Origin of the sequence: Sediminitomix flava (assembly GCF_003149185.1) — a bacterium.
Lineage (GTDB): Bacteria > Bacteroidota > Bacteroidia > Cytophagales > Flammeovirgaceae > Sediminitomix > Sediminitomix flava.
In genome coordinates this window covers 884,974-899,505 of the sequence record NZ_QGDO01000002.1, presented here as the reverse complement: position 1 = coordinate 899,505, position 14,532 = coordinate 884,974, and the positions used below count along the sequence as shown (strand labels likewise).

Sequence of the window (14,532 nt, the reverse complement as noted above, 5' to 3'; positions counted from 1 at the left end):
AAAGGTCTTGTTTAGCCTCACTAAAGTAATCAACGACTATGTCATCAATCGATAAATATTTAAATGATCCAAAATTTTGTTCTTGGGCTTTGGGCGAAGCCGAAGAAACAGTCTTTTGGAATAAGTATATCTCGGATCATCCTGAAGAAAAAGAGATTATTGAAAAAGCGGTCTCTATTGTTCAGAAAGTAAAGGTAGATGAACCGACGATAACAGATGCTCATGTCCAGAAGCTCTGGTCTTCGATAGCCCAACAAACTGTTCAGCAAACAAAATCGAGAAGTCTATTCCCACAATGGTCTTATGCTGTGGCTGCTTCAATAGCACTTCTAATCACAGTATCTGTTGTCTATTTCCAATTTTTCCAAGGTGTACAGGTACAAGCTGAATATGCCGAGCAGAAAACACATGTTTTACCTGATGGCTCTGAAGTTTGGATTAATGCCGGTTCAAAGATTAAATATGATCCTGAAAAGTGGGCTGAAACTAGAACCTTACAGTTAGAGGGAGAGGCTTATTTTGAGGTAGAAAAAGGGAGTAAGTTTACCGTTCAGACTCCTAAAGGAGATGTGTCTGTACTAGGCACTCGTTTCAATGTCTTTGCCCGATCAGATGATTTTAGAGTAGAATGTTACAGTGGTAAAGTGAAGGTTGAAAGTCCGAATCAGAAAGAGGTGATTTTGGAACAAGGTGATAAGGCTGTACTTGCTGAGACTTTACTCAAAAAGGAAGAGACAACTACTTCAAGAATTCCGCTTTGGAAAGAAGGACATTTCCAGTTTGACAATATGCTACTTACAGATGTCTTTGATGAGGTCGAAAGACAATTTGATGTAAGCATCAATTTCAAAGATCAAACAGCAATTCAAAATCGAAGATATACAGGTACATTCTCCAATAAGAATCTTGAAATCTGTCTTGAGATTGTCTGTGTACCTATGGGACTAAAATATACGGTGAATGGTCAAGAGATCACGATTGAATAAACTACTTTTTTTATATACACTATTTTTTATTACAACATTAGTTCCTTTTCATATGCCCAAAGTGTATGGACAGGAACTTTTGTTGATTACTAGAAAATTTGATAGTGAGCCACTCACTGAAGTTCTTAAACAACTCTCTGAAGAATTTGGGTATTACATCGCATTTGATGAAGACAAGCTGAAAGAATTACAAGTAAATGCAGACTTAAGTGAATTGAGTTTTGAAAATGCAATTACAGTTATTCTGAAAGACTTTAAACTAACTTATCAGATTTTGGATAAGAAGTATGTGATTGTAAAAGAAGCTCTTTCAATTCCTACCCCAGAATCAAAGTTTCAAATACAAGGGTCAGTAATTGATGCCGAAACAGGAGAAACTTTACCTTATGCACTCATCACAGATTTATCTACTTACAAAGGAGGACTAACAAATGAGCAAGGGCTGTTTTCAATGACACTTCCTGAACAAGCTGACAGTTTGAAAATCTCTTTTTTGGGCTACAGGCTTCAAGTAATTACACGTGAGATGTATGAGAATGAAGCTGTGCTAGATATTAGGCTAAAGAAAGAAACGGAAACATTGGAGACCTTAGATGTGAAACGTAAAAAATCACTCACATCTGAAGTGTTGTCTGAGGAACAAAGTGCAATGCTAGTAACCAACACCGTTGCAAGTGAGCTGTATTCTTCCCAATCCAATAATCTATCTTATGCACTTCAGTTTCTTCCGGGAGTGAGTACACAAGGAGGGATGTCTTCAGCCATGCAAGTTCGAGGAGGAAGTAGCGATCAGAATTTGACATTGGTTGATGGTTTTCCGCTTTATCAAATTGGGCATTACAATAATATGTTTGATTTGGTAAATCCAGTATTGGGCGATTCTGTCAAAATATTGAAAGGGGGTTACGATGCTCGTTATGGAAATAGAGTGTCAAGTATTGTAGATGTCAGGTTGGATGTTCCTTCACTTACAGAAGTAGAAGGAGAGTTGGGTTTGCAATCTTTGGCATTTGAGGGAATGATTTCTGTACCGATTATTGAGGGAAAGCTGTCCTTACTTTGGGCAGGACGAAAGTCTCATAATCTACTACCAAACACACTTTACAAAGATTTATACGCCACTTCCGAAACCAATATTCTCTATAATGAAAACTATGCTTCGGAAGATAATTCGGAAGCATTCAGACGAGCGGTTTTTCCTAATACTAGTTTTTATGATACAAACCTTAAACTAGCGTATCTGCATAACACTAAAAACATCTTTGTATTTAGTTCTTTATTCAGTGAGGATGAAATGAGTCAGAGACAATCATTTTCACAGCGAATTCCTGGACAGTCAAATCCAAATAGAATTCGTACGATAACCATAGAGAATAAAGATAACAGAACATGGAACAACCAAGGCGCAAGTTTGGAGTGGACTAGGTTACACCATGAAAATGCTGAGACTAAAACGTATTTAAGTTATGGCTCATCGGCATTGAGCACAGATCATTTCTATAATTATAATGTAAATCTACTCAACAATATCATTGGGATAGAAAGAGATAGTGCTGTTCATACACATGAGGAAATAACTGATTTCGGTTTTCATGTTGATCATAAACAGCAAACAGCTTTAGGACTCTTCGAGTTGGGAGGAAATTGGACATATAATCAAATTGATCGGATTTCGGCTTTGGAGCAGTCCAATACGTTGTTAATGTCCTCCAATACATTGGGTACTTATGCACAACTTTCGGCTAGTCATAAAAAATTATCTTATAAGCTAGGGGCTAGAGTTTGGTATTATGAACCTACACAAAAAACGTATTTTGCACCGAGAGCATCTCTAAGAATTGAACCCACAGATGCTTTTGCATTAAAGTTTGCAGGAGGTAGGTATTTCCAATTTATTCATCAAATATCAGATCCTCTAAGTAAAGATTATCAATGGTTGTTGGTAGATGATATCGGGATTCCTGTTCAAGTATCAGATCATTTGATTGGAGGATTTAGTTTTAAGAAAGGTGGGAGTACTTGGGACGTAGAAGTTTATCAGAAGAAATCAAAAGGGGATATATCTCAGCTCACACTCCGAAACCCCCAGTACAGAGATGGTTTGAAAGGAGAAGGTCTTTCTCAAGGACTCGACACTTTTTATGAGTATACCCAACAAGCATGGAAAATATATGCTTCTTATGCTTTTAATAAGTATACAGGCTTTTTCTCAAATCAGCGAGAAGAACAAAAAACATCTCATATTCTCCAATTGGCAGGGATGTATCAGTTCAGAAAAGTGAAGTTTGGGCTCACATGGCTTTGGAATAATACCAATTATGAGTTCATAGGATTCTCAAAAAAACAGACGGATAAATATCCATTACTCCGCATTGTTCAAGAGCCTTTTAATATTCCTGTCTATCATCGATTGGACTTTTCAGCACAATATGATTTTCGTTTGAATGATAAATTTGATGCTGAATTGGGGCTTGTTATTTATGATTTGTATAACAAACAAAATCTTCAAGAAACTCAAATAACAGGATTCAGATACGATGGAAGAATACAATATGTACTTACTGATTTATACCAAACTGGCTTTTTACCGAATCTGACGTTTAAGGTGAAATTCTAAATAATTCTTACTTAATAACTTTTTGGATTAAGCTTTGCGATAGTATTTATCTAAGATTTTTTTTGATTATAAATCAATTGAATATGAGAAAGTTTTTACTACCAATTGTAGCTTTAATAGCATTCACTTTTTCATCATGTGATGATCTAGAAGAAACAATAGATTGTACATCAAATACAGCAAGATTGTCTGCTTTGCTTTTGACAATTGATGAGTGGGACTGCGATGACGCAACTGAAGCGTACAATCTGTTAGACGAAAATCAAGATTGTGATGAAATGAAGTTCTTAATTGAACAACAAGATTATGGAACTGTGGAGGATGCCTTATTTATTATTAATGGATACAAAACAGTGACATGTACATTAGATGGGTTATTCTAAAATATAAATCTGATCTATGATAAAGCGCTGTCTCTTCGCAAAGGGACAGCGCTTTTTTATTTGATATTGATTTTGTTTTAATTTTTATCACTGATAATCAGTGTTTTAATAATTTTATTTATTTTTTTTCAAATAAAACAAGTACACATTTTCATCTTGTCCCTTTCCTGTAATGAATTCACCGCAGAACAACACTGCACGGTACCGATTTGGAAACCAATTATTCAAAAAAGAAAACAATTAAAGAGATGAAAATAAGATCAATTGTAACACTCGCTGCTCTATTTGCTTTTGCTTCATGTGAATCGGATGATAATAACATCGCTACAGATTTATCAGATTCAGTATTGCTAAATGATGAAACGGTAAATGAAAGTGTTTCAGAATATTTGATTCTTCAAAATGACCTTGAAGGTTTGGAAGAAGAAGCTTCGGAAAGAGAAGGTGAAGATGGAGGAAGTAACTTCCGTTCTACAGCCGGAGCTGCTGACAAAATGAGAGGTAAAGGTAAAAATGGTAAGCACCGTCCATTTGCCCATTATCACTGTGCAGATGTAACCCGAGAAATGGACTGGGAAGAACTAACACTAACTAAAGTATATGATTTCAGCAACGGCGGATGTGAAGGTGGAGAAGTAGTTATGGGTGGTTTAGTAACAGACGTAATTGACCTTGATACTACAGAAACGCTAAATACATATAGCTTCTCTACAACATTCGATGCTTTCTCAAGAGACGAAGTTGTCATGGAAGGAACAGTAGAGCGTGTTCGTAATTGGGAACCTCTTGAGGCAGAAGATTTAATAGATCCGAAAGCATGGATGAAAATCGGTAGAACATTTACGGGTACAGTTGCTAAAAATTTGACAGTTACATACCCAGCAGACGAAGAAAATGCAGAAGGTTGGTCTGAAACAATTGAAAAAGACTTGACGGTAGAAGCGAGTGAAGGAGAGCAAAGTCGTATAGGAACAATTACTTACAGCAACTCATTAGGTCAAGGTTATACTACAGTGATCACTACAGCAAGAGTGTTCACAAAAAACTGTGATTCAAAAGTATTTTTCCCTGTAAGTGGAGTTGAAGAAGTAACTACTTTAGATGGACTAGTAATAACAATCAACTACGGAGATGGCGAGTGTGATACACTAGCAGAAATTACAATTGATGGTGTGACTGAGGTTGTAGATTTGAAAGAGGTGATTGGAGAAGGTAAAATTAATAGAAGTGCCATTCTATCAAGACTGTAATTAAGAGAGGTATAGACTCACATTGAATTTAAATCAATTAAAAATCCATTAGCTTAAAAAGTTAGCCCGAAAATCCCCATTTGTAGAATAAATAGTACATAGTACAGATATAGATTGGCTTCCTCTTTTGAGGAAGCTAATTTTTTTATTTACAAGTAAGTGTAAATGATTATATGAGAAAAGTCGTAGAAATTATCAGCTTTAGATAGTGATAATCTGACTCCTTTTGAATATTCCTTTCAAGAACTATTTTTTTTGAACAAAAACGCTACCTCAAGAGAAAAAACAGCTGTTTTGGTATGATTCTTAGTCCCTTTAAGATTAATTTGTAAAACAGAAAAATCATATCTAATGAATTAGCGTTTGATTAAACTGTATGCCAAACAAGAAATAACTTCAATTGGCTTTACAAAAACACACTTTTAATAAACTGACAAGGACAAAAGATACATTTACCTATGCTGAATAATTCTCCTTTACGAATCCTTCTTCTCCTGGTCTATGTCGGGCTAATGGTAGGAGCAGTACTGATTGTTTCTCCTGGAGAAATACCACTTGGAGGAGAGTTAAGCCTTCGTATCCCAACTACAAAAGATGTGTTACCCAAAGAATGGCTTGAAGAAGAAAACTTCCAAAAAGCACAAGAAACACAACTTGCAAGTCAGGAAGATTTAGAAGTGGACTCTGTAGCGGCAGAAGCATCTGCTAAAACTACAGAAGTTAAGAAGCCTGTAAAAAAGAAGCTTAAAGTATCTTGGAAACCAGGTTCAATAGCCTTAGAATATCCTGCCAATAACAAAGAAGCTCTTGCAAACTTTTTCAACGCCTTACAAAAGGTAGAAGAAAAAGGCAGCCATATCCGTGTCATGCATTTTGGAGATTCTCAATTGGAAGGTGACCGTATGACAGAACGTTTGAGACGAAGATTCCAAAATCAGTTTGGAGGACATGGAATCGGGTATATTCCAATGATCGAGAGAAGAAATATCAGAACGTCCGTTGCACAAGAATACAGTAGAAACTGGAAGAGAAAGTCAGTCTTGAAGAAAGATTCAACCGATCATAATTTCTATGGGATGAATGGTGCTTATTATTACTTCAATGAAAGTGATAAAGATGAAAATGCTTCAGCCTCTTTTGTGAGTACAGGTTATACCACAAAAAGAGAAAAACAGATTGACAGATTCCGCTTATTTTACAAAAACCCTGAAGAACCACTTTATATTTATTATACCCTAAACGAAGGAGAGGAAAACATTCTGAGAGTTCCTCCTTCTACAGATTTACAAGCAACAACATTGCCGATAAATGGCGGTTTTGATCGTGTAGATCTTTTCTTGGAGAGTAAAGGACAACCTGAATTTTATGGAATTTCAATGGATGGAACATCTGGGATTTCTGTAGATAATATGGCGATCAGAGGTAGTTCGGGCGTAGAGTTTACAAAATTGAATAAAGCCTTCTTTAAAGAGCAAATGGATGAGCTTGACACCAAGCTTATTATTTTTCAATTTGGGGTAAATGTGGTTCCACAAGAAAGAGAAAGTTATGCTTTTTATGAGCGACTGCTTACGCATCAGTTGCAATATTTGAAAAGTATTGCTCCAGACTGCGATATTGTAGTCGTTGGTGTGTCTGATATGGCGAAAAAGATTGGAACAGAAATTCAAACCTATCCAAGTATCGATTTGGTGAGAGCTGCACAACGAAAAGCAGCCAAAAGAGCTGGTTGTGTGTATTGGGATTTATATTTGGCAATGGGTGGAGAAAACTCAATCAGAGATTGGGCTGAAATGGAGCCAGCTTTGGCGAACAAAGATTTTATACATTTTACTCGTACAGGAGCTAATAAAGTGGGAGACTTACTTTTTGACGAACTGATGCGAGAATACAAAAAATTCAAAGAACAGAAATAACCATTTCACTGTGTGCTGGTGAATCAACTAACAAAATTCTTATGTTAAGAAAAGGAACTTTTGTGAGCCTTTTTTTACTGCCTGCCATGCTTGTAGCAGGAGTAAATGTTTGCTCTGATGAAGGAGAAAAACCCGAGGAAAAAAAATCATCAAAATTTGAACGCCTAGACGCGAATTTTACATTTGTCCGCCAAGATTTAAATGTGTGGGAAGATTTTGGACAAGACAAATCACTGAATTCTTTTTTCAATAAGTTATACACTTTGGAAAAAGAGAAAAAAGGGAAGGTGAATATTTTGCACATAGGAGATTCTCACATTCAAGCAGATTTTCTTACAGGGCACATCCGAGAAATGTTCTATATGGACGAGCGTTTCCCGATGTCAGCGAGAGGTTTTGTTTTTCCATACCGAATGGCGAGAAGTAATAATCCGAAAAACTTTGAAGTCAATTACACAGGGAAATGGACAGGAAAGAGAATTGCAGTCAGAAAGCATAAAAGTGATTGGGGTGTAGCAGGCTATACCGCAGATACCTATACCGATGGCGCTCGATTAAGAATTTTACCAAATGCAGATTCTGTTTGTGTCTTTGAAACGGATGAAATAAAAGTATTTGATCAAGGTGGCTTGAAAGCTTTCGATGTTAATTACAATACCGAAGGTCTTGGTGTAGACATCAAAAGGACAGAAGCTGAAAATTATACATTATTCGAATCGGAAAAACCTTTAGATGAAATCAGACTTAAGTTCCAGAAAACAAGTCCTCATCAGAGTCATTTTATGCTCCAAGGATTGTATTTGGATAATCAGAAACCAGGAGTGACATATTCTGCGGCAGGGGTAAATAGTGCTACGGTCAATTCTTTCCTGAGAAGCGAAAGTTTGAGTGAGCAGTTGCAGGAACTAAATCCAGATTTGTTAGTGATTTCTCTAGGAACAAATGATGCTTATAACGATGCTTTCAAAGAGTATACTTTTAAAGAAAAGTACAGAGAATTATTAGCTAAAATATTGAAGAAGCAGCCAAATCTAACGATTCTATTAACTACTCCGGGCGATAATTATCGCTTAAGAAAGTATGTGAATATGAATAATGTAAAAGCTCGAAAAGTCATAATGGAATTGGCTGAAGAGTTTGAGTTAGCTGTTTGGGATATGTATACTGTCATGGGAGGTTTGAAAGCGATTGATGAGTGGTATCAAGAAGGATTGAGTTCTGAAGATCGAATCCACCTAAACAGAAAAGGTTATATGTATCAAGCAGAACTATTCTATGAAGCATTTGATAAAGCTTATGAAGGATTTGTGCAGCGCAAGGAGCGAGAAAAACCGTCAAAAGATATTGCAGCAGTAGCAAGATAGATACAAAAAATGGCTTAAATGAGATTGAATCATTTAAGCCATTTTCTTTTTATTCGATTAATGAAATGTCTATTCAATTACTTTAGGAACTCTAAATGATTCCTCATCCTTCTTAGGTGCATTTTTTAGACCTCGCTCACGAGCCAAAGTATTACTCACTTTATCTTCACGAAGTACATTCACCTCTTCAGTCATATGTGTCAGAGGTTTTACACCTTCAGTATCGACTTCTTCTAACTTAGTCACCCAATCAATAATTTCATTCAGACTATCCACCATCTTATCTTCATCTTTGCCATCAAAGTTAAGTCTAGAAAGGTGTGCAATCTTATGAATTGTACTTTTATCTATCTTCATGCGAGTTTTAATTCGATATTTTCAACTTAAAAGCTAATGTAAGGTAAAAATATTAAAATAAAGATACTTTTATTGTTGAAATTGAATTAAGCTTCAACAGCTACCCATTGGCTGACATAAGCTTCACCAGGAGAGCTGATGCTCTGACAAATCATTTCTGCAAAAGTCAAAATCTCTCGATCAGAAGAATCACAGATTTGAAGGAAAGTCGTCATAAGCTCTTCAAAATGCTGATCGGCTATAAATGCAGCTTGTGGTTCAGAGAACAAATCTTTATTCACGCCACTACATTCCATCAACTGATACAATATCAAATCGTATAAATTAGATGGCTCAATACCTTCTAGCATTTGCTGAATTCGTCTTTCTGGTCTGAAAGCCAAATCATCTTCCAATTTATTATAAAAGTGTTGAGTGAAAATCCATAGAACAGTATTTGTTTCCTTTTCTAATAATTTTCGATCAACTAATCTATTCAACAAATCACTTTTATGGTCTGTTAAGATCGTATTTAGGTGCTCAACCCAATCAGTTATGCTTTTTTCACCTTTGTGTTCACGGATATTATTCCAAACAAAGTGAGTATAAGGTTTACTTTCTTGAGGTGCACTTTCTAGTGCAATTAAAGTATCATTTTCTACATCTATGAAGCCACCCATTCTAAGGTCAATTAATAAAGCACCGATAAGTCCTTTCTTAATATGTGAAACAGCTTGCTCCATTACCATCCCTTCTTCATCGTGTAAAGCTGAAATAAGTAAAGATTCTGCTAATGATAAATTCATAAAAAAGTATTTAGAAACACTTCAGTTTAAATTAGGCTGGAAGTGTCAGTTCGTTATTAGTTTCGAAATAGTGTGGATAGTATTTTTCTAACTCAGTATTGATTGTCTGAATAACCTGTTCTTTCAAGTTTTCGATATCATCACTGCTCAAGCCTTTCGTCGGTATAGGCTCATGATAGACTATTCTACACGGTGACCAATTCAATTCTGGAGCTAATCGAGGCCAAATTACCCAATTATCGATAATTGAAACGGGTTGAATAGGTATTTGTTTCTCGATAGCAATTTTAAAGGCTCCATCTTTAAAGTTTCTTACTTTCGGAGGTTTACGATTTTGTGTCCCTTCGGGATAAATCGCAACACTCAAGCCTTTGTCAATCATTTCTTTTGAAGCAACGTAAGCCTGTTTGGCACTGTCTCTTGAGTTACGGTCTAATACAATATGGGTTTTACTGAAAATCCAGCCAAACAACGGAATTTTAGCTAGGCTGTGTTTTCCCATAAAAATTAGAAGCTGATCGGAGGTTGCCCCCATCAGCGGAATGTCCATAAAAGATGTATGGTTGGCCACATACACTTTTGTATTATGATCTCTTGAACCTTCTCTAAATTCTATTTTCGGAAGATTGAAGGTAAAAAAGTACAAACTGTAAGACCAGTATTTATTGAGGAATCGGATGCATGAATAGTGGTGTTTCCAATTCGGAAATTGGAAGAGTAGTGCATAGATAGGAAATAGCACTAACATGGTAATTAGGAATCCGAACAAGCCCCAAAAAAGGTAGATCTTTTTGAGTATTGCAATCATGATTTAGTGGTAGTAAACTGACTTTGTAGTATAAATTTTATCGTGTAATTCTTCGATTATTTAAAGATTTGAATTAGGCGACTTTGGTATATTTTATTCAATCTCAGAATAATCTAAATTCTAATCTAAGGAATTTTATGGAATATTCTCATGATTTTTTTTGATAATACTCCAATCTACTCCAATTAATATACACTCAAGCCTCTAAATTTTGTTATGGAAACCAAAGGTATATTCCAAACATTTCTGAGGTGTAAACTATAAACAAAGTTTGAATTGGCTACCTTTGTATAGTTATCATTTTTTAGGAAAATAGGCGGATTTCCTTTTGAATTACACAGAAAACAAGCGATAGATGACGGTAGCAATAGATAAACTTGATCCTAAAGATTATATCATCGTTAAAGGAGCAAAAGTTAACAACCTTAAGAGTCTGAATGTGGCTATTCCACGAAACCAACTGATTGTGGTTACAGGGGTGTCGGGTTCAGGAAAATCTTCTTTGGCCTTCGATACTTTGTTTGCAGAAGGTCAACGTATGTATGTCGAGAGTTTGAGCTCATATGCACGTCAGTTTTTAGGACGAATGGAAAAACCTGAGGTGGAATACATCAAAGGGGTTTGCCCTGCTATTGCTGTAGAGCAAAAGGTAACAACTAAAAACCCTCGATCTACCGTTGGTACTACTACAGAGATTTATGATTATCTCAAGTTATTATTTGCTCGTGTCGGAAAAACCTATTCGCCTGTTTCGGGAGAAGTAGTGACAAAGTCATCGGTGACAGAAGTTGTCGATTTCCTTTTCACTTATGAGGAAGGAACTCGCTTTATGATTCTTTGTCCTTTGTTGGTTCAAGAAGGTCGTAAACTGGAAACAGAGCTTCAGATTCTGTTACAGAAAGGTTTTAGCCGTGTGGTTTTCCAAGGGGAAACAGCTTTCATTGAAGACTTGATTGAGCGAAAAGACGAAATCAATAAACTTGATCTTTCGCTTGAAGAAAATAAAGTGGAAATTCTTATTGATAGAGATTCTGTACAAAAAGGAGATGAAGACCGTCAGTTCCGAATGGCAGATTCTATCCAAATCGCTTTGTTTGAAGGGCAAGGAGACTGTGTGATTGAGGTTATTGACAAAGACAGAAATAAAATCAGAAAAGACTTTACCGAAAGGTTCGAGAAAGATGGAATTACTTTCGAGGAGCCAACGGTAAATTTCTTCAGTTTCAATAACCCTTTTGGTGCTTGTAAACGCTGTGAAGGTTTTGGTAAAATTTTAGGAATCGATCAAGATTTGGTCATTCCAAACAAAACGCTTTCTGTTTTTGAGGGAGCAATTGCGCCTTGGAGTACCGAAAGTATGCGTAATCGTTGGTTGACACCACTTTTACGTTCTGCTTACAAATTTGACTTCCCTGTTCACCGTTCTTACGAAGAACTGACAGATGAAGAAAAGCTTTTGCTTTGGGAAGGAAATGAGCATTTCAAAGGGATTAATGCTTTCTTCAATCATTTGGAGAGCAAAACACATAAAATTCAATTCAGAGTTCTGCTTTCAAAATACAGAGGTCGTACCGAATGTCCAGACTGTAGAGGAACACGTTTGAGAAAAGATGCAGGCTATGTAAAGATTGGTGGAAAAAATCTGCAAGATATCGTTTTGATGCCAATCAGTGATTTGATTCCGTTCTTCAACGGTCTTGAACTAACGAAACATGAACAAAAAGTAGCACAGCGTATTCTGATTGAAGTACAGAATCGTTTGGGCTATATGGATAAAGTAGGACTTGGCTATCTCACGCTAAATCGTTTAACTTCTACACTTTCGGGTGGAGAATATCAACGTATCAAACTAGCTACTTCATTGGGTAGTGCTTTGGTAGGTTCAATGTATATTTTGGATGAACCAAGTATCGGTCTTCACCCAAGAGATACAGCTAACTTAATCAAAGTACTCAAAGAACTTCGTGATCTTGGAAATACAGTCATTGTAGTAGAACATGAAGAAGATGTGATGAAGGCAGCAGATCAGATCATTGATATTGGTCCAGATGCAGGTGTTCATGGCGGATCATTGATTTTCCAAGGAGATATGGATGAGTTGAAAAGTAATCCAGAAGTATCTCACACCGCAAAGTATCTCACAGGAGTTGAAAAGATAGATGTACCTACTTTCCGAAGAAAGTGGGTTGAGTATATTGAAATTATTGGGGCGAAAGAAAATAACCTTAAAAATGTACAGGTGAAATTCCCGTTGAATACAGTGACTTGTGTAACAGGAGTTTCGGGTTCGGGTAAATCTACGCTGATCAGAAAATGTTTACAACCAGCTTTACAACGTAAGTTGGGTGATTACAATGATGAAGTAGGTAAACTTGAAGGGATTGAAGGCGCATGGAAATCAATCACTCAGATTCAGTTTGTTGATCAGAACCCGATTGGTAAATCATCACGTTCCAATCCTGTTACCTACGTGAAGGCTTACGATGCTATTCGTGAACTTTTCAGCTCACAGCCTTTGGCAAAACAACGTGGTTACAAACCTGCGTTTTTCTCATTCAATGTAGATGGTGGACGTTGCGAGGCTTGTCAAGGAGAAGGCGTAACCAAAATTGAAATGCAGTTTATGGCTGATATTTATTTGCCATGCGAAAGCTGTGAAGGAACACGTTTCAAAAAGGAAATCTTAGACATTAAATACAAAGACAAAGATATTTCTGAAGTCTTGGAGATGAGTATTGATGAAGCGATGGATTTCTTTGCCGACCGTAAGAAAATCACGGATCGCCTCAGAGCATTGCAAGAAGTAGGTTTAGGTTATGTAAGATTAGGGCAATCATCAAACACATTAAGTGGTGGAGAAGCACAACGTGTTAAATTGGCTTCATACCTTGTAAAAGGGACTCTGAAAAAGACAGATCGAGTTCTCTTCGTTTTTGATGAACCAACAACAGGACTTCATTTCCATGATATCAATAAGCTAATGAAATCAATCAATGCTTTGGTAGAAAATGGACATTCTGTAATTATCATTGAACATAATACCGAAGTGATCAAATCTGCTGATTGGGTGATTGATCTAGGTCCAGAAGGCGGAGACAATGGCGGTTATATTGTATTCGAAGGCACTCCAGAAGAATTAGCTGAAAGTGGAAAAGGATATACGGCTGCTTATTTGAAAGAGAAGTTGAGTGAGTAATTTAGCAATCTATGCTGATAATAGAATCAACTTGTTTATAACTTTGGGCTGTAAACAAGTTGATTTTCTTTTTTAGAATAATTGCTTCTTGTATTTTTTTGATTTATCATTAAACCTAATGAAGGTATATGAATCATTAAGTATAGGCGTCTTTCATACAAATCAATGTGAAGATTTTTTAGTAGTAGAGCAAATAGCTAGTAATAAAAAGTTAATAGCTGTTTTAGATGGTTGTACAATGGGTACTGAATCGGTTTTTGCATCCATGCTTTATGGTAAGATTCTAAGAAAGGTAGCTAAGAATATTTTTTATGAGGAATTTGTGTCTAAGGATACTAAAGAGTTAGCAATAATACTTAGAACGGTTTTTAGAGAACTTTTTAAAGAAACGGCCTTAATTAAAAATCAATTAGGACTTGAAATAAATGAGTTACTTTCGACTGTGATTCTAGGTGTTGTAAATACTGAAGAAGCTGAAGCAGAATTTTTGACGGTAGGCGATGGACTTGTTTGTATTGATGGAAAGTTTGTTGAATATGAACAGGATAATATACCAGATTATCTAGGCTATCATTTAACAGAAGATTTCGATACTTGGTATACTAATCAATTACAAAGATTGTCTGTCAAATCATTTGAGAACCTTTCTATTTGTACGGATGGTATTTTTACTTTTCAGAACCTCAAAAACAAAGGGAAGCAATTGTCTGAATCTGAAATCTTGAACTTTCTTTTGATAAATAAGGAGGGAAGTGAAAATAAGACTTTCTTGGAGAAAAGATTGAGACAGCTTGCCGAAGAGTACGAACACGTACCAACAGACGATCTTGCTATCATAAGAATAATGAAGATTTAAGTCTATAAAAAAAG

11 protein-coding genes are annotated in these 14,532 nt (G+C 36.1%); 8 read left to right on the top strand and 3 right to left on the bottom strand.

Annotated features, from left to right (window positions below; all coding sequences use genetic code 11):
- Positions 1-38: 38 nt before the first annotated feature.
- The 6 genes from BC781_RS10780 (at position 39) to BC781_RS10755 (ending at position 8,516) form a co-directional block, all read left to right on the top strand.
- A complete protein-coding gene (locus tag BC781_RS10780; protein ID WP_109617441.1) occupies positions 39-986 on the top strand; it encodes a FecR family protein in 948 nt (315 codons plus the stop codon).
- On the top strand, positions 961-3,603 hold the full coding sequence (locus BC781_RS10775) for a TonB-dependent receptor plug domain-containing protein (protein WP_109617440.1): 2,643 nt from the start codon (positions 961-963) through the stop codon (positions 3,601-3,603). Before BC781_RS10780 ends, BC781_RS10775 begins: the two co-directional genes overlap by 26 nt.
- Before the next feature lie 83 nt (positions 3,604-3,686).
- On the top strand, positions 3,687-3,986 hold the full coding sequence (locus BC781_RS10770) for a hypothetical protein (RefSeq protein ID WP_109617439.1): 300 nt from the start codon (positions 3,687-3,689) through the stop codon (positions 3,984-3,986).
- A gap of 248 nt (positions 3,987-4,234) precedes the next feature.
- A complete protein-coding gene (locus tag BC781_RS10765) occupies positions 4,235-5,236 on the top strand; it encodes a hypothetical protein (protein ID WP_146201670.1) in 1,002 nt (333 codons plus the stop codon).
- A gap of 458 nt (positions 5,237-5,694) precedes the next feature.
- On the top strand, positions 5,695-7,152 hold the full coding sequence (locus BC781_RS10760; protein ID WP_109617437.1) for a GDSL-type esterase/lipase family protein: 1,458 nt from the start codon (positions 5,695-5,697) through the stop codon (positions 7,150-7,152).
- 41 nt (positions 7,153-7,193) lie between these two features.
- A complete protein-coding gene (locus tag BC781_RS10755) occupies positions 7,194-8,516 on the top strand; it encodes a GDSL-type esterase/lipase family protein (RefSeq protein ID WP_109617436.1) in 1,323 nt (440 codons plus the stop codon).
- 69 nt (positions 8,517-8,585) lie between these two features.
- Here the strand turns inward: BC781_RS10755 and gatC are convergent, their stop codons facing one another.
- The 3 genes from gatC to BC781_RS10740 all read right to left on the bottom strand — a co-directional run bounded on the left by gatC (position 8,586) and on the right by BC781_RS10740 (position 10,466).
- Positions 8,586-8,873, bottom strand: a complete 288-nt coding sequence (gene gatC / locus BC781_RS10750) for an Asp-tRNA(Asn)/Glu-tRNA(Gln) amidotransferase subunit GatC (protein WP_109617434.1) — start codon at positions 8,871-8,873, stop codon at positions 8,586-8,588.
- Positions 8,874-8,959: 86 nt separating this feature from the next.
- Positions 8,960-9,658: a GOLPH3/VPS74 family protein gene (locus BC781_RS10745; RefSeq protein ID WP_109617432.1), complete on the bottom strand. Its 699-nt coding sequence runs from the start codon at positions 9,656-9,658 to the stop codon at positions 8,960-8,962.
- A 31-nt stretch (positions 9,659-9,689) separates the two neighbouring features.
- A complete protein-coding gene (locus BC781_RS10740) occupies positions 9,690-10,466 on the bottom strand; it encodes a lysophospholipid acyltransferase family protein (protein WP_109617430.1) in 777 nt (258 codons plus the stop codon).
- 355 nt (positions 10,467-10,821) lie between these two features.
- On the opposite strand from BC781_RS10740, the gene uvrA reads away from it, so the two are divergent.
- Positions 10,822-13,662, top strand: a complete 2,841-nt coding sequence (gene uvrA / locus BC781_RS10735; RefSeq protein ID WP_109617428.1) for an excinuclease ABC subunit UvrA — start codon at positions 10,822-10,824, stop codon at positions 13,660-13,662.
- Between the two features lie 118 nt (positions 13,663-13,780).
- Positions 13,781-14,518, top strand: a complete 738-nt coding sequence (locus BC781_RS10730) for a protein phosphatase 2C domain-containing protein (RefSeq protein ID WP_109617426.1) — start codon at positions 13,781-13,783, stop codon at positions 14,516-14,518.
- Positions 14,519-14,532 lie beyond the last annotated feature (14 nt).